Source organism: Streptomyces sp. NPDC007983 (genome assembly GCF_042958345.1).
Taxonomy (GTDB): Bacteria; Actinomycetota; Actinomycetes; order Streptomycetales; family Streptomycetaceae; genus Streptomyces.
The window spans coordinates 725227-741308 of the sequence record NZ_JBIBJI010000001.1; the positions used below are offsets into that span (position 1 = coordinate 725227).

Annotated in this window: 11 protein-coding genes; 5 read left to right on the forward strand and 6 right to left on the reverse strand. The window is 72.6% G+C overall.

The genetic code is table 11. The annotated features are described in order from the left end of the window. Window positions 1-23 precede the first annotated feature (23 nt). Window positions 24-2144, reverse strand: coding sequence for a SpoIIE family protein phosphatase (locus tag ACFZCY_RS03420; RefSeq protein WP_391169007.1), 2121 nt, complete (start codon window positions 2142-2144; stop codon window positions 24-26). 118 nt (window positions 2145-2262) lie between these two features. On the opposite strand from ACFZCY_RS03420, the gene aspS reads away from it, so the two are divergent. The 3 genes from aspS to ACFZCY_RS03435 all read left to right on the forward strand — a co-directional run bounded on the left by aspS (window position 2263) and on the right by ACFZCY_RS03435 (window position 5990). Then, a complete protein-coding gene (aspS, locus tag ACFZCY_RS03425; protein ID WP_391169393.1) occupies window positions 2263-4092 on the forward strand; it encodes an aspartate--tRNA ligase in 1830 nt (609 codons plus the stop codon). Between the two features lie 68 nt (window positions 4093-4160). Further along, window positions 4161-4988: a L,D-transpeptidase family protein gene (locus ACFZCY_RS03430; protein WP_391169394.1), complete on the forward strand. Its 828-nt coding sequence runs from the start codon at window positions 4161-4163 to the stop codon at window positions 4986-4988. A gap of 84 nt (window positions 4989-5072) precedes the next feature. Then, window positions 5073-5990, forward strand: a complete 918-nt coding sequence (locus ACFZCY_RS03435; protein ID WP_391169010.1) for an intradiol ring-cleavage dioxygenase — start codon at window positions 5073-5075, stop codon at window positions 5988-5990. Window positions 5991-6072: 82 nt separating this feature from the next. Here the strand turns inward: ACFZCY_RS03435 and ACFZCY_RS03440 are convergent, their stop codons facing one another. From ACFZCY_RS03440 to ACFZCY_RS03450, 3 genes are all read right to left on the reverse strand, one after another. Further along, window positions 6073-6462, reverse strand: a complete 390-nt coding sequence (locus ACFZCY_RS03440) for a DNA-binding response regulator (protein WP_391169012.1) — start codon at window positions 6460-6462, stop codon at window positions 6073-6075. Between the two features lie 103 nt (window positions 6463-6565). Next, the gene (gene metG, locus ACFZCY_RS03445; protein ID WP_391169014.1) at window positions 6566-8320 is read right to left on the reverse strand and encodes a methionine--tRNA ligase; all 1755 of its coding nucleotides are present in this window, start codon (window positions 8318-8320) and stop codon (window positions 6566-6568) included. Between the two features lie 152 nt (window positions 8321-8472). Then, complete coding sequence (locus tag ACFZCY_RS03450) at window positions 8473-10413, reverse strand: VWA domain-containing protein (RefSeq protein WP_391169016.1); 1941 nt, start codon at window positions 10411-10413, stop codon at window positions 8473-8475. 290 nt (window positions 10414-10703) lie between these two features. Here ACFZCY_RS03450 and ACFZCY_RS03455 point away from each other — a divergent pair, with 290 nt between their 5' ends. Further along, window positions 10704-12767 (forward strand): alkaline phosphatase PhoX, encoded by a 2064-nt coding sequence (locus ACFZCY_RS03455; protein WP_391169017.1) that lies wholly within the window; start codon window positions 10704-10706, stop codon window positions 12765-12767. 15 nt (window positions 12768-12782) lie between these two features. Here the strand turns inward: ACFZCY_RS03455 and ligD are convergent, their stop codons facing one another. Beyond that, window positions 12783-13706 carry a non-homologous end-joining DNA ligase gene (ligD, locus tag ACFZCY_RS03460; RefSeq protein WP_391169018.1) on the reverse strand — a complete coding sequence of 308 codons (924 nt, stop codon included), beginning with the start codon at window positions 13704-13706 and terminating at the stop codon, window positions 12783-12785. Between the two features lie 90 nt (window positions 13707-13796). Between ligD and ACFZCY_RS03465 the strand changes: the two genes are divergently transcribed. Beyond that, window positions 13797-14897: a LysR family transcriptional regulator gene (locus ACFZCY_RS03465; RefSeq protein ID WP_391169020.1), complete on the forward strand. Its 1101-nt coding sequence runs from the start codon at window positions 13797-13799 to the stop codon at window positions 14895-14897. Here ACFZCY_RS03465 and ACFZCY_RS03470 read toward each other — a convergent pair. Beyond that, window positions 14894-15919 (reverse strand): endonuclease/exonuclease/phosphatase family protein, encoded by a 1026-nt coding sequence (locus ACFZCY_RS03470; RefSeq protein WP_391169022.1) that lies wholly within the window; start codon window positions 15917-15919, stop codon window positions 14894-14896. The genes ACFZCY_RS03465 and ACFZCY_RS03470 overlap by 4 nt on opposite strands. Window positions 15920-16082 lie beyond the last annotated feature (163 nt).

Genomic DNA, 16082 nt, shown 5'->3' on the forward strand with positions numbered 1-16082 from the left:
CGCCTCGGCACCGGCCCGGCGGGCTAGCCCGCCGCCTCCCGTGGGCGCTCGTGGAGTTCGTACCAGATGCACTTGCCGTCGCCCCGGGGGTCGACTCCCCAGGCGTCGGCCAGCATTTCCATCAGCAGCAGCCCTCGCCCCGAGGAGGCGAGTTCGCCGGGGCGGCGGCGGTGCGGCAGCTCGTCGCTGCCGTCCGCGACGTCCAGCCGCAGCCGCCTCGACCCGCGCCGCCCGCTGACCTCGGCGACCAGCAGGGCGTCCCCGTCGGTGTGCACCAGGACGTTGGTGACCATCTCGGAGAGCAGCAGCACCGCCGACTCCACCTGGTCCGGGTCCGCCCAGTCGTGCAGCATGTCGCGCAGCTGGTGGCGGGCGCCCGCTATCCGCTCCGGCTCGGCCTGCGCGAGCGTGATCGCGGTACGCCGCACCGGCGCCGAACCGGGTCCGACCAGGCACACCTCCGCGTCCCGGCGGATCAGCAGCAGTGCTATGTCGTCCTCGCGGCGGTCGGCGAGAGGGCCGGTGGTGTGGTGCGAGGGCGGCCCGTGCACGGCCTGCACCAGGGCCTCGGCGAGCGCTTCCAGGTCGTGGGGGCCGTCGGTCGCGGTGGCCGGGTGCTCGAAGACCGACCGGATCCGGTCCCAGCCGGTCTCCAGGTCGTGGCCGCCGGTCTCGATCAGCCCGTCGGTGCACATCAGCAGCGTCTCGCCGGGCTCCAGCACCACCCGGGTGGTGGGGTAGTCGCCCTCCGGGTCGACGCCCAGCGGCAGCCCGCCCGCGGTGGGGCGGATCATCAACGTGCCGTCGGCCAGCCGGACCGCCGGGTCCGGATGGCCCGCGCGGGCGATGTCCAGGGTGCCCGCGACCGGGTCCACCTCCATGTACAGGCAGGTCGCGAACCGCGGATCGTTGGCCCCGTCCCCGCCGGGGTCCGCCAGCCCGCACAGGAAGCGGGAGGCGCGGGCGAGCACCGCGTCCGGGTGGTGGCCCTCCGAGGCGTACGCCCGGACCGCGATCCGCAGCTGCCCCATGATCCCGGCGGCCCGGACGTCATGCCCCTGGACGTCGCCGATCACCAGGGCGGTGCGTCCCGAGGGCAGCGCGATCACGTCGTACCAGTCGCCGCCGACCTGGAGCCCGCCGCCGGTCGGCACATAGCGCGCGGCCACCGTGAGCCCGGGGATGTCGGGTTTGGCGGCGGGCAGCATCGAGCGCTGGAGGCCGTCCGACAGCTCGCGCTCGGTCTCCTGGAGCGCGGCCCGGGACAGCGCCTGGGCCAGCATCCGCGCGATCGTGGTGAGCACCGAGCGCTCGTCGGGCGAGAACGCCACCGGATGCGCGAAACCGGCCATCCACGCGCCGATGGTGCGGCCCGCGACGATCAGCGGCAGAAAGGCCCAGGAGTGGCGCTTGCGGGGCCGTATCCGGTGCCAGGCGGCCGGGAACCGGCCGCGGTACTCGTCCGGCGAGGGCAGATAGACGGCCCGGCCGGTGCGGACCACCTCGGCCGCCGGATAGTCGGTGTCCACCGGCATCTCGGCGAAGGGGTGCTCGGTGTCGGCCCGGGGCCCGTGGTGGCCGATGAGCGAGATCCGGTCACCCTTGACGCCGAAGACCGTGAGCCCGTCCGGCGAGAAGCCGGGCATGGACAGCCCCGCGGCCACCCGCAGCACCTCGGCGGTGGACATCGCCTCGGCCAGCGCCCGCCCCGCGTCCAGCAGGAACGCCTCGCGGTTGCGCCGCCAGTCGCCGGTCACCGGGGTGCCGCCCGCGCTGGTGCCGGGCAGCGGCTCGGCGACCTCCTGGAGCGTGCCGAGCAGATGGAAGCCGTCGCGGCCGTCGGTGTGGGGGACGGGCCGGGACCGGGTGCGCACGGTGCGCAGGACCGTGCCCTTGTCGTCCACGATGCGCAGCCGGGTCTCGGCTAGGGTGCCCTCGGCCACCGCCAGCTCCACGATGGCCTTGACCTCCAGCCAGTCCGCCGGGTGGAAGCAGGCCCGGGCGGCGGCCTCGGGGAGCGTGACCGCCTCGGCGGGCAGGCCCACCAGACGGGCCGCTTCGGCGTCGTAGGAGACGGCGCCCGAGACGCTGTCCCACCGCCACAGGCCGGTCGCTATGGCGGCCAGCAGGTCCTCGGTGCGCATTGCGCTACCTTATGGGCATTTTCCGCGCGCTTACCAGTGAGGGTCACGGCGCCGGTAGGCTTGGCCGGAAGCTTCACGAGGGTACGCAAGCCTCCCGACCAGACGACTTGGATGAATGATGCATCGGTACCGGTCCCACACCTGTGGCGAGCTCCGCGCCGCTGACGTCGACACCGACGTACGGCTCTCCGGCTGGCTGCACAACCGACGGAACCTGGGCGGCATCCTCTTCATCGATCTGCGCGACCACTACGGCCTGGTGCAGCTCGTCGTCCGGCCCGACACCGCCGCCAACGAGAAGCTCAGCTCGATCACCAAGGAGAGCGTCGTCCGCGTCGACGGCCGGGTGATCGCCCGCGGCGCCGACAACGTCAACCCCGAGCTGCCGACCGGCGAGATCGAGGTCGAGGTCGCGGACGTCGAGGTGCTCGGCGCGGCCGACCCGCTGCCCTTCACCGTCTACCCGGAGGACGGGGTCGGCGAGGAGCGGCGTCTTGAGCACCGCTTCCTGGACCTGCGCCGGGAGCGGATGCACCGCAACATCATGCTGCGCTCCGCCGTGATCTCCGCGATCCGGCAGAAGATGACCGCGCAGGGCTTCAACGAGATGGCGACCCCGATCCTGTCCGCCACCTCGCCCGAGGGCGCGCGCGACTTCCTGGTCCCGTCCCGGCTGCACGCGGGCCGCTTCTACGCCCTGCCGCAGGCCCCGCAGCAGTTCAAGCAGCTGCTGATGATCGCGGGCTTCGACCGCTACTTCCAGATCGCGCCCTGCTTCCGCGACGAGGACGCCCGCGCCGACCGCTCGCCGGGCGAGTTCTACCAGCTCGACGTCGAGATGAGCTTCGTCGAGCAGGAGGACGTCTTCGAGGTCATCGAGAAGGTGATGACCGAGCTGTTCGAGGAGTTCGGCGGCGGCCGCCACGTCACCTCGCCGTTCCCGCGGATCCCGTTCCGCGAGGCCATGATGAAGTACGGCTCCGACAAGCCGGACCTGCGGGCCAAGCTCGAACTGGTCGACGTCAGCCACGTCTTCGCGGGCTCCGGCTTCAAGGCGTTCGCCGACAAGCACGTGCGCGCGCTGGCCGTGCCGGACACCGCCGAGCAGCCGCGGAAGTTCTTCGACCAGCTCGGCGAGTTCGCGGTGGAGCAGGGCGCCAAGGGGCTGGCCTGGGTCCGGATCGGCGAGGACTCCAAGCTGACCGGGCCGATCGCCAAGTTCCTCACCGACGAGGACGTCGAGAAGCTGATCGCCGAGGTCGAGGGCAAGCCCGGCACGTCGGTCTTCTTCGGCGCGGGCGACTTCGACGAGGTCTCCAAGATCATGGGCGCGGTGCGGGTCGAGGCCGCCAAGCGGACCGGCCACTTCGAGGAGAACGTCTTCCGCTTCTGCTGGATCGTCGACTTCCCGATGTTCGAGCGGAACGAGGACACCGGCGAGATCGAGTTCTCCCACAACCCGTTCTCCATGCCGCAGGGCGGCCTGGACGCGCTGGAGAACCAGGACCCGCTGGACATCCTGGCGTGGCAGTACGACATCGTCTGCAACGGCACCGAGCTGTCGTCCGGCGCCATCCGGAACCACGAGCCGGACGTGATGTTCAAGGCGTTCGAGATCGCCGGATACTCCCGTGAGGACGTCGAGCGGGAATTCGGCGGCATGCTGCGGGCGTTCCACTTCGGGGCGCCGCCGCACGGCGGTATCGCCCCCGGCGTCGACCGCATCGTCATGCTGCTCGCCGACGAGCCGAACATCCGCGAGACCATCGCGTTCCCGCTCAACGGCAACGCGCAGGACCTGCTGATGGGCGCGCCCAGCGAGGTGGACGAGGCCCGGCTGCGGGAGCTGCACCTGTCGGTGCGCAAGCCGCAGATCAAGCAGGCGGCGGAGAAGGCCGGGAAGGCCGAGACGGCTGAGAAGCCGGTTGAGGGGAAGAACGCCGAGTAGCGGCGCGGAAACGAGAGGAGCCCGTGCCCGGTGCGTTCCCAGGGGCGGAGGACACAGTGAGGGTACGGATTCCGGCCGTGGCCACGGCCTTGGCCATCGCGGTGCTCGCGGGCTGCGCGGGGCCCGGGGACGGGTCCCGTAAGCACGCCACGGACACCAGGGGCACCGCGGACGCCAAGGGCGCCGCGGGCCGGTCCGGCGCGGCGGGCGCGCCCTCGGGCACGCAGAGCCCCGCCGGGCGGCCCGCCCCCGCCGAGCGGGCGGACGACCTGCCCGGGCTCGGGCCGCGCACCCGCGCCGAGGTGCCCCGGGACGCCGAGCAGGTCGTCGTCGTCACCGGCAGCGGCCGGGACGCGTCCCGGTCCACCGTCGTGCTCTACGAGCGTTCCGCGGCGGACGAGAAGGCCGGCGACCGGGAGGGCGACACCGGCGGCGGCACCGCCTGGCGGGCGGGGCCCTCGTGGACGGCGCACAACGCCGCCCGCGGCTGGACCGAGCACCACGAGCAGGGCGACCTCCGCTCCCCGATCGGCGTCTTCGGCCTGACCGACGCGGGCGGCAAGCTGCCCGATCCGGGCACCCGGCTCACCTACGACCACGCCGTCCAGGGCTTCACCATCAGCGGCACCGGCGCCGAGGGCGAGCCGCTGGCCGGGGCCTTCGACTACGTCGTGGCGATCAACTACAACCGGAAGGCCGGGACCTCCCCGCGCGACTGGACCCGGCCGCTGGGCGCGGACCGGGGCGGCGGCATCTGGTTCCACGTCGACCACGACGGGCCCACCCAGGGCTGCGTCAGCCTCTCCAAGGCGCATATGCGGACGCTGCTGCGCACCCTCGACCCCGAGCGCCACCCGGTCGTGGTGATGGGCGACGCGGGCTCCCTGGCCCGTTGAGATTGGCGCATTGACGCCGTTCGCACAGGCATTCACAGCAAGCACCCAGGCGCTTGCCAGGTTGCGGTCCTAGCGTCCCCTGCCATGACCGAACCCCAGAAGAACACCCCCGTCACAGGGCGGGACATGACGAGGCGCCGGGTCGTCGTGGCGGGCGGCGCCGCGGTCGCGGCAGCCGGTTTGGGCACCGTCGCCGCCACCGCCGCCTCCGCCGACGGCTCGTCCTCCGCCGCGTCCCCCGCGGCGTCGGCCTCCTCCCCGTCCCAGGAGGTCTGCTACCGGCTCACCTCGGAGACCACCGAGGGCCCGTACTACATCGACGCCGACAAGATCAGAAAGAACATCACGGAGGGCAAGGAGGGCATCCCGATGACCCTCCGGCTCAAGCTCATCGACTCCGAGACCTGTAAACCGCTGGCGAAGGCGGCCGTCGACATCTGGCACTGCGACGCGCTCGGGCTGTACTCCGGCTACGAGGACTCCAGCACCGGCGGCGGCACCCCGCCCACCGGCACCCCGCCCACCGGCACCCCGCCCACGGGCACGCCCACCGGAAGGCCGCCCGGTGGCGGAGGCGGCCACCAGGACCCGACCGACGACAAGCGCTACCTGCGCGGCACCCAGCTCACCGACCGGCACGGGTTCGTCGAGTTCACCACCATCTTCCCCGGCTGGTACCGGGGCCGGTGCGTGCACATCCACACCAAGGTGCACGTGGGCGGCAAGATGACCGACTCCGGTTACGAGGGCGGCCACGCCTGCCACACCGGACAGCTCTTCTTCGCCGAGGAGGCCGTGCTCGCCTCCGCCGAGGTGGCGCCGTACAGCACCAGCACCACCCCGCGCACCACCCTCGACGAGGACGGCATCTACCCGGGCAACGGGGCCGAGGGCGGTCTGCTGCGGCTCCAGTACCGCAAGGGGAAGATCGCCAAGGGGGTCGTCGGCTCGCTGACCCTCGGGGTCGACCCCGACGCGACGAACGACGGCACCGGCAGGTGACGGCGGCCTCCGGGGAGCTCGTGGGGGGCTCTCCGGGGGCTTCCGCTTTTCCGCCGGGGCCGCTCAGCCTCCGGTGGGCCGCTCAGCGCGGGAACAGGTCGGTCAGCCGCCGGTCCACGCCGCACGGCTCGCCCCGCTGGGCGCGGGCGGCCCGGTGCACCGCGCGCAGCAGCCGCCGGGGCGTGGTGCGGTGCTGCCACAGCACCGCCCGCACCCCGTACTCCATCACCGTCAGCAGCTCCGTTTCGCGCAGCTCGCCCGCGACCAGCACCACCCGCTGCCGCCCGCCCCGCACCAGGCGGCGCAGCTCGGCCCCGGCGCGGGCGTCGAGGCGTTCGGCGAGCATGACGGCCACCGTGCCGGTCGGGCGCGTCAGCTCGACGCTGGGCTGCTGATCCAGATGCCGGACGACCCCGGCCCGCGCGAGCGGATCGGGGCCGTGGACCGACACCGTGACACATGGGTCCGGCACTGGGCTTTCCTCGACTTCCCGGTGGATGGTGCTCCACAGGGTCATCGAGCGGGCTAAACATACGGTTGCCGAACGATCGACGCGATCGCCCGGCCCGTTTCCCCTACTTCGCCTTGGGCTCCGTGGGCTCCTGGGCCGCCACCGGCTCCTCCGTGCCGCCGAAGCGCTCCCGGTAGGACTCCAGGTCCTCCTCGGTGATCTTCGCGAAGAGCACCGGCGGCACCGTGAAGCCTGTGCCCGCCGGGACCGAGGCCAGCGTCCTGGCCTCCTCCTGGCCGACCCACCGCGCGGTGTCCCCCTCCAGCGCGAACGCCGACCGCATGGCCGCCGCCGACGCCGGGATGAACGGCTCCGAGACGATCGCGTACAGGTGGATCAGGTTCATCGCCGTACGGAGCGTGAGCGCCGCCGCCTCCGGGTCGGCCTTGATCTCCAGCCAGGGGGCCTTCTCCTCCAGGTAGGAGTTGCCCGCGCTCCACAGCGCGCGCAGCGCCGCCGCCGCCTTGCGGAACTGGAGCGTGTCCATGTGCTCCTCGTACTCCGCCAGCAGCCGCGCGATCTCCTCGCCGAGGCGCTCCTCCGCCTCCCCCGCGGCCTTACCCGCGGGGACCTCGTCGCCGAACCGCTTGCGGGAGAACGACAGCACCCGGTTGACGAAGTTGCCGAGGGTGTCCGCCAGGTCCTTGTTGACCGTGGCGGTGAAGTGCTCCCAGGTGAACGACGTGTCGTCGGACTCGGGCGCGTTCGCCATCAGGAAGTAGCGCCAGTAGTCGGCGGGCAGCACCTCCAACGCGGCGTCCGTGAACACCCCGCGCTTCTGCGACGTGGAGAACTTCCCGCCGTAGTACGTCAGCCAGTTGAACGCCTTGACGAAGTCGACCTTCTTCCAGACGTCCCGGGTGCCGAGCAGCGTGGCCGGGAACATCACCGTGTGGAACGGGACGTTGTCCTTCGCCATGAACTCGGTGTAGCGGACGCTCGTGTCCACGTCGTACCACCACGACTTCCAGTCGCGGTTCTCCGGGTCCTGGTCCGCCCATTCCTTCGTCGCGCCGATGTACTCGATGGGGGCGTCGAACCACACGTAGAAGACCTTGCCCTCGGCCGCCAGCTCCGGCCAGGTGTCCGCCGGGACCGGAACGCCCCAGTCCAGGTCGCGGGTGATCGCGCGGTCCTGGAGCCCCTCCGTCAGCCACTTGCGGGCGATCGACGAGGCGAGCGTCGGCCAGTGCTTCCCGTGCTCCTCGACCCAGGCCCCGACCTCCTCGGCCAGCTTCGACTGCAGCAGGAACAGGTGCTTGGTCTCCCGGATCTCCAGATCGCTGCTGCCGCTGATCGCGGAGCGGGCGTCGATCAGATCGGTCGGGTCCAGCACCCGGGTGCAGTTCTCGCACTGGTCGCCGCGGGCCTTGTCGTAACCGCAGTGCGGGCAGGTGCCCTCGATGTAGCGGTCGGGGAGGAACCGGCCGTCGGCGTTGGAGTACACCTGCCGGATCGACCGCTCCTCGATGAAGCCGTGTCCCTTCAGCTCGCGCGCGATCCGCTGGGTGATCTCGACGTTCTGCGCGGAGGAGCTGCGGCCGAAGTAGTCGAAGGCCAGGCCGAAGCCGTCGTAGATCGCCTTCTGCGCGTCGTGCTGCTGCGCGCAGAACACGTCCACCGGCAGCCCCGCCTCCTTGGCGGCCAGCTCGGCCGGGGTGCCGTGCTCGTCCGTGGCGCAGATGTACAGCACGTCGTGGCCGCGCTGCCGCATATAGCGGGAATAGACGTCGGCCGGGAGCATGGACCCCACCATGTTGCCCAGGTGCTTGATCCCGTTGATGTAGGGAAGGGCGCTGGTGATGAGGTGTCGAGCCATTGCAGGCTGCTCCCAAGTCGGTACGGTGGGTGACTTTTCGCCCGCTGGGCGGGTGGCAGCCGCCGTACGAGCCGCCCATATCGTATCCGAGCGGCGAGGGCCACCCGCCCGGCGTTTCGCCGTACGGATGGCCCTCCCTGGTTACTGGTGCCCTACGCGAGGACGCCCGCGGCCCGAGCCTGCTCCAGCCACCCCGGGAACGCCTTCAGCAGCTCCTCGTACACCTCCGCGTCGGAGAGCGACCGGGGGTCGAGACCGGCGTGGAAGAACGCCGCGTTGTCCAGCGCCCGCTTCTCCGGCACGGCGAGGGCCGGGGAGGTGCCGAGCTTACGGAGGAAGTCGAACCCCTTCGCCTCCGGATCGCCGAACCCGACGAACTGCCAGAACAACGGCAGCCCCGCCGCCTCGCACAGCGCCTTCTCCGCCGCCGCCTTGCCCGTCGGCGCGCCGTCCGTCTGGAACAGCACGAGTGCCGGGGCGGTCGCGCCGGACGCCTTGTAGTGCTCGATCACCGCTTCGATCGCCCGGTGGTAGTTCGTCCGCCCCATGTGCCCGAGCGAGGCGTGCAGCTCCTCGACCCGGCCCTGGTAGTCGCCCAGGCCGATCTCGGCGGTGCCGTCGATGTCCGTCGAGAAGAACACGATGGGCAGGGTGCCGCTGTCGTCAACGCTCGCGGAGAGGGCGAGCGCCTGCTCGGCGAAGTGCTGGACGGTGCCGTCCTTGTAGTAGTTCCGCATCGAGCCGGAGCGGTCGAGCACGAGGTAGACGACGGCGCGGGTGCCGGTGAGCTTGTGCCCCGCGAGCACGTCGCCCGCGGCCGCCCCCATCCCGGCCAGCTCGCCGAGCCCCGCGCTCGCCGCCACGGGCTCGTCACCGGCCTCGGCCTTCGCGGCCACGGCCGCCTCCGGCGCGGGCTTCGAGGCGTCGGCCTCGGCCTCGGTCATGGTGACGGCCACCGGGGCCTCGGCGGTGTCCGCGCTCGCGGTGGCGGGGGCCGTGGGCTCGGGCTCGGGCTCGGGCTCGGCGGTGGTCTCGTCCGCGGCGGCGGGCGTCTCGCCCTGCTCGGGCTGGGCGTCTTCTGCCGCGGGCTTGTCGTCGGCCTCGGCCTTCGCCGCCGGGGCGGGCTTGTCGTCGGCGGCCGCGGCCGCCTCCGGCGCGGGCTTCGAGGCGTCGGCCTCGGCCTCGGTCATGGTGACGGCCACCGGGGCCTCGGCGGCCGTCGGCTCCGGAGCGGTGTCGGTCGCGGTGTCGGTCGTGACGTCGGTCGTGACGTCGGCCGGGGTGGCGGATTCGGCCTCGGCGGCCACGGCCGCCTCCGGCTCGGGCGCGGCTTCCAGGGCGGCGCCGGTCGGCTCCGGCTTCGCCTCCGCCGCGGCGGTCTCGGCCGTCGGCTCGGCCTGCGCGGGCTCGTCTTCGGCCTTCGCCGCAGGGGTCTCGGCCGTCGGCTCGGCCGTCGCGGGCTCCTCTTCGGCCTTCGCCACCGGCTCGCTCTCGGCTACCGCCTCGGCCGTGGCGTCGTCCGCCGGGACGTCCTCGGCGGACGGCTCCGGCGCGGCCTCCGCCGCATGGGCGGGCTCGGCCTCGGCGGCCGAGGCCGCCTCCGGCTCCGGCGCGGCCTCTGCGGCGGCTTCCGCTGCCGGGGTGGCCGTGTCCGCGTCCGTCGGTGCGGCGGCCTCGGCGGTGGGTTCCGGCGTGGTGTCGGTCGTGACGTCGGCCGGGGTGGCGGTCTGGTCGCCGACGGGCGTGACCACCTCCGGCTCGGGCGCGGCTTCGTCCTTCGCCGCCGCCCCGGCCCGAGCGTCGTCCTCGGCGGCGGACGTCTCCGCCCGATCCGCGTGCTCCGGCTCGGCGTCCGCCGCCCGGGCGGGCTTGTCCTTCGTGGTGGCGGTCGGTTCGGCGGGGGTGCCCAGGATCTCGTCCAGGGTCTTCAGGGGCTCGCCCAGCGCCGGGTCGTGCCGGGGTTCTCCGGGTGCCGGGGCCGGGGCCGGGGCGGGGTCGGGCTTCGGGTCGGGAGCCGACTCAGCCGGGTCGGGGGCCGACTCGGGCTGGGGGGTCGGGACAACTGCCGCCTCCGGCGCAGCGGAATCGTCCACCCGGGTTGTTCGGGAGCGTCCGAATACTTTGCGCAGTAGGTCCCGTATGCCCATGGGAGATACCTCTCACGTGTTCGAGTGCGGTGCATGTCGTCGCATGACCGTGGTGCCGAAAGGCTAGCGGGCCGACCGGCTGGTTCCGGCCGTCGATTCCGGTCGCCGGTCGTTCACCCCCGGTTCACGACGTGGTCGTCGCCATGCGGTTCTACACGCCTAGCTTCGCGGCCAATGGATTCCGACGTCATGTCGGCGGGGGCTGCCCGGATGTGACGTCCTACGGAGGGGAAGTCGTGCCCAAGCTCCTGCCGCTCATCAGCTCGCATCCGGGCGGTCGTTCCGCGCTGACCTGCCGGTACCGCTGTGGCGACGCGTGTCTCCATGAGACTCCGAACACGAGTGGAAACGCCTACGTGGGGGACGTGATCGCGGGCGCCGTGTCGCGCCGTTCCCTGCTGCGGGCGAGCGCCGTGGTGACCGTGGCGGCCGCCACCGGGACGGCGGCCGCGGTGGGCCAGGCGCCTCCGGCCGCCGCTGCCGCGTCGGGTGACGCGGCCAAGGCGGGCAAGCCCGCCCGTGGGCTGCGGTTTTCGCCGGTCGCGCCGAACACGAAGGACGCGGTGGTCGTCCCCGAGGGGCATGACCAGAACCTTGTCATCCGCTGGGGCGACCCGATCCTGCGCGGCGCGCCCGCCTTCGACCCGGACAACCAGTCGGCGAAGGCGCAGGCGGGCCAGTTCGGTTACAACAACGACTACATGGCCGTGCTGGACGTACCGCACGAGCGCGACCGGCAGCTGCTGGTGGTCAACCACGAGTACACCGACGAGGTGCTGATGTTCGCGGGTTACGACGCGGACAACCCCACCCGCGAGCAGGCCGAGATCGGCTGGGCGGCGCACGGGCTGTCGGTGGTCGTGGCGGAGGAGCACCGGGGGCTCGGCAAGCTGACGGCCGTATCCAGGCACCGCCTCAACCGGCGGATCACGGGCACGACGCCGTTCGAGGTGACGGGCCCGGCGGCGGGCAGCAAGCTGCTGCGGACGTCGGCGGACCCGTCCGGCAAGCGCATCCTGGGCACGCTGAACAACTGCGGCGGCGGCATCACCCCGTGGGGCACGGTGCTGTCGGGCGAGGAGAACGTCAACCAGTACTTCGCCAACGGCGGCTCGGTGACCGACCCGACGGCCGCCGCCCGCCTCAAGCGGTACGGGATCACCGGTGCGGCGTCCGAGCGCAAGTGGGAGCGTTTCGACGACCGTTTCGACGTGGCGAAGGAGCCCAACGAGCCCAACCGGTTCGGCTGGGTGATCGAGGTGGACCCGTTCGACCCGGAGTCCACCCCGCGCAAGCTGACCGCGCTGGGCCGCTTCAAGCACGAGGCCGCCGAGCCGCGGCTGACGACCGACGGCCGCCCGGTCCTGTACATGGGCGACGACGAGAAGTTCGACTACTTCTACAAGTTCGTGTCGTCCAAGCGCATGATGAAGGGCGGCAGCCGCACCGCCCGCGAGCACAACCGCACGCTGCTGGACGAGGGCACGCTGTACGTCGCCAAGTTCACCGGCGACAGCCCGGCCTCGCAGATCGACGGCTCCGGGAAGCTGCCGGACGACGGTGAGTTCGACGGCTCCGGCGAGTGGATCCCGCTGGCGACCGGCGACACCTCGCATGTGGAGGGGATGACGGCCGAGGAGGTGTACGTCTTCACGCGGCTCGCCGCCGACAAGGTCGGCGCGACGAAGATGGACCGCCCCGAGGACGTCGAGCCGAGCCCGCGCACCGGCCGGGTCTACATCGCGCTGACCAACAACACCGACCGCGGCAAGGACGGCAAGGCCCCGGTCGACGAGGCCAATCCCCGCAACGGCAACAAGCACGGCCAGATCCTGGAGCTGACCGAGCGCCGGAACAACCCGGGCTCCACCCGCTTCAACTGGCGGCTGTTCCTGGTGTGCGGCGACCCGGAGGACCCGAGCACCTACTTCGGCGGCTTCCCGAAGGAGCAGGTCAGCCCGATCTCCTGCCCGGACAACCTCACCTTCGACGCGTTCGGCAACCTGTGGATCTCCACCGACGGCAACGCCCTGGGCAACCACGACGGGCTGTTCGGGGTGGCGACGGCGGGTGGCCGGCGCGGTGAGGTGCGGCAGTTCCTGACCGTCCCGAACGGCGCCGAGACCTGCGGGCCGATCGTGCAGGACCGGCGGGTGCTGGTGGCGGTGCAGCATCCGGGCGAGCTGGACGGGGCGAGCGTGGAGAAGCCCGCGTCGACGTGGCCGGAGGGCCCGGGCACGCTGGTCCGCCCGGCGGTGGTCAGCGTCTGGCGGCGCGACGGCGGCGACATCGGCGCGTAACGGCCCACCACACGTTCAGAGCCGCGTCAGCCGCCGCCGCGCGGTGCGCAGCGAACGACCCCTGGTGTCCGCGTGGGCCCAGGGGTCGTCCCGTAGCCGCTCCTCGAAGGTGCGCAGCGTCCAGCGGTCCGGGGCCAGCGCGGGGTCGTCCAGTTCCGTGGCGTCGATCGGCGCGGCGACGGGGGCGCCGGGGCGGGCGCGCACGGCGTACGGGGCGACCGCGGTCTGCGCGTAGGCGTTGCGCTGGATGTCGAGGTAGAGCCGGCCGCCGCGCTGGTCCTTGCGCATCTCGGTGGTGAGCCGGTCGGGATGGCGGGCGGCGAGCGTGTCGGCGGCGTCGCGGGCGAAGGCCCGTACGGTGTCGAAGTCGGCGCGCCGGTCCAGCGGGACGACGACGTGCAGCCCGCGCGAACCGGTGGTCATCAGCAGCCCGGGCAGCCCCAGCTCACCGAGCAGCCCGCACATCTGCCGGGCCGCCCACCGCACTTCCTCGAAGCCGGAGCCGTTCCCGTCAGGCGGGTCGAGGTCGAAGACGAGCCGGTCGGGGTGGTCGGGCCGGTCGGCGCGGGACAGCCAGCGGTGCGGGGTGACGCAGGCCTGCCCGGCGAGGTAGACGAGGGTGGCGGTGTCGTCGCACACCGGGTGGGTGACCTTGCCGCCCTCCTTGGGGAGAACGGCCCGGCGCACCCATTCCGGAAAGTAGTCGGGGGCATTCTTCTGCATGAGCGGCTTGCCGCCGATTCCGTCCGGGTGGCGTTCCATCATCAGCGGGCGGTCGCGCAACTGCGGGACCATGAGCCGGGAGACCGCACGATAGTGATCGACGAGATCCGATTTGGTGATTCCGTCGTCGGGGAAGAGCATCTTTTCCGGGCGGCTGATCTCGACGGTGTGCCGTCCGGCCCTGACCTTCCGTGCATCGGTGCGTATCTCGCTCATATCCGCCCGGGTTACCAGGGGGTGGCTGCGTAAACTCGGGACCCCTTGGCGGGAAGCGAGGGAAACGGGGAAACGGGGAGGAAAAGAATCATGACGAGGTCCGGACTGCTGGACAGTCCGCTCGCGCTCATGGACACCACCATGGACCAGCTCCGCACGCTGGTCGTGGTCCATGAGACGGGTACGGCGCTGGGCGCCGCCCGTGCGCTCGGGCGGGAACAGGCCAGTGTGCAAAAGCAGCTCGACACCATGAACCGCAACTTCTCCGAGCTGTGCGGCGAGCCGCTGGTGCTCAAGCAGGGGCGCGGCAAGGATGTGCTGTTCACCGGCACCGGGTCGACCCTTGTCGAATTGGCCCGGGGAACGCTCGGCGACTGGCTGGACGGCATCCACAGCTCCCGCCGGCGCCTCGGCCGAAGCCTGTTGGTCGGCACCACGCGCTTTACGCTCGGTTATCTCGCGAGCGCCCGGGAGCGGGTCGCCGAGGAATTCCGGGAACGCGGGATCGACCTCAAGGTCGGCCATGTGCGGACCCGGGACGTGCTGGCCAAACTCCGCGCCAAGGAAATCGATCTGGTGTGCGGAAGTGTGGTGACGGAATCCGGCGGGGATACCTCCCGCGAACTCGACGCCTTCGACGTGATGGAGTGGCGGCGCAGCGCGGTGTCGCTGGTGACCAATCTGCCCGTGGACGAACTGCCCGGCCCGGCCGTCGAGCGCGGCGAACTGGCCTCGCTTCCGCTGGTGGTCTCGGCCAGCGGGGTGATGGCCGGGGTGCTGCACACCTGGTTCGGCCCCGGTTACCGCGACAGCCTGCGCATCGCCGCCGAGATCGACAACGTCAACTACGGCCTGGAGCTGCTGCGTTCCGGGGTGGTGCGCGGCTGCATGCTGGTCACCGAGGGCGTCGCGGACGCGGCGGGCGACCCGCAGGCGGCGTACGCGCGCGGGCTGCGCGCCGTCGGACTGGTCCATGACACCGGGCCGAAGCTGGAAGTGCTGCTGGGCGCCTTCACCCGCCGGGGCGAGCGCGCGGGGTACGCCGCCGACCATCCGCTCAACCTGCTGTGGAACGCGCTGGAGCGGGAGAAGGAGCGGTGGCGGCGCGAGCGGCACGGCCCCGGCGAGGGCCCGGCCCAGGACCCGTTCGAGCTGGCCACCGCGCAGGACCCGGACGAGGGTCTGCGTTAGCCCGCGTGCAGGTCGAGGTCGACCAGCAGCGCCCGGTGGTCGGTGTCGCCCAGGTCCAGGAAACGGGCGGTGCGCGGCCGCAGCGCGTCGCTGACCAGCACGTGGTCGATCTGCGCGCCCAGCACCGGGGCCGTCGTGCTCGGCCAGCTCGGCGTCCGGGGCACCCCGGCGGCCCGTGCGCTGTCCCGCATGCCGGTGTCCAGCAGGGCGCGGAACGCGGCGTGGTCCTGGGTCGCGTTGAAGTCGCCCGCGATCAGCGTGGGCTGGCCGCCGCGCCCGGCCGCGTACGCACGCAGCCGCCCCAGTTCGGTGCGCCAGACGCCCAGCTGCCCCGGCATCGGCGGCATCGGGTGCGCGACCTGGAGCCGTAGCGTCGCGCCCCCGATCCGCGCGACCGCGCCCGGCATCGACAGCTCGCCGTCCACGCCCCGCTCCTCCGTCAGCGGATGGGTGCTGAGGATCGCGGAGCCCTCGGCAGGGCTGCCGGTGACGATGTCCCGGTACGGGTACGCCCTGCGGACGGCCGGCGAGCGAAGCGCGTCCGCGCAGTGGACGTCGCACTCCTGGACGGACACCACGTCCGGCCGCTCCCGGCGCAGCGCTGCCAGCAGCCCGTCCGTGGCCCGGCCGAACTCCAGGTTCGCGGTCAGCACCCGCAGCCGGGCCACCACCGGGCCGTGCGGCGCGGGCGCCGGGCCGGGGTCGTACGGCTGGATGAACCAGCCGGTCACCGCGGCGGCCAGCAGCGCCCAGCCGCAGCCCAGCGGCCAGCGCGCGGCCACGCTGAGCAGCAGCCCCAGCAGGGCGGGGACCAGCAGCCAGGGCAGGAAGGCCAGCAGCTGCGGTACGGGCGTGATGCCGTCGGTGTCCACGGCCCGGCAGCCCAGGACGACGCTCACCACGGCCAGCGTCACCAGCGCGCACCACGCCGCCCCCCGGCGAGCCCGGCCCCCGCCGGGCAGCCGCACGAGGCGGCGGGCGGCCGCGGGGACGGCGCGGTCCGTCGCGACTGTGGTCTCCACGCGGGGCCTCTCGGTCGGGGCGGGCCGCTCATTGTCCCTCGCCGCGCCGCCCCCGGCACCTGGGATCACGCGGTTGCTTTGCCGAGCGCGACCATCCAAGGCCGGGCCTCGTGACGCCGAACCACGGCGATCTCAGCAGGCTGGCCCCGAGCTGACCGATGCC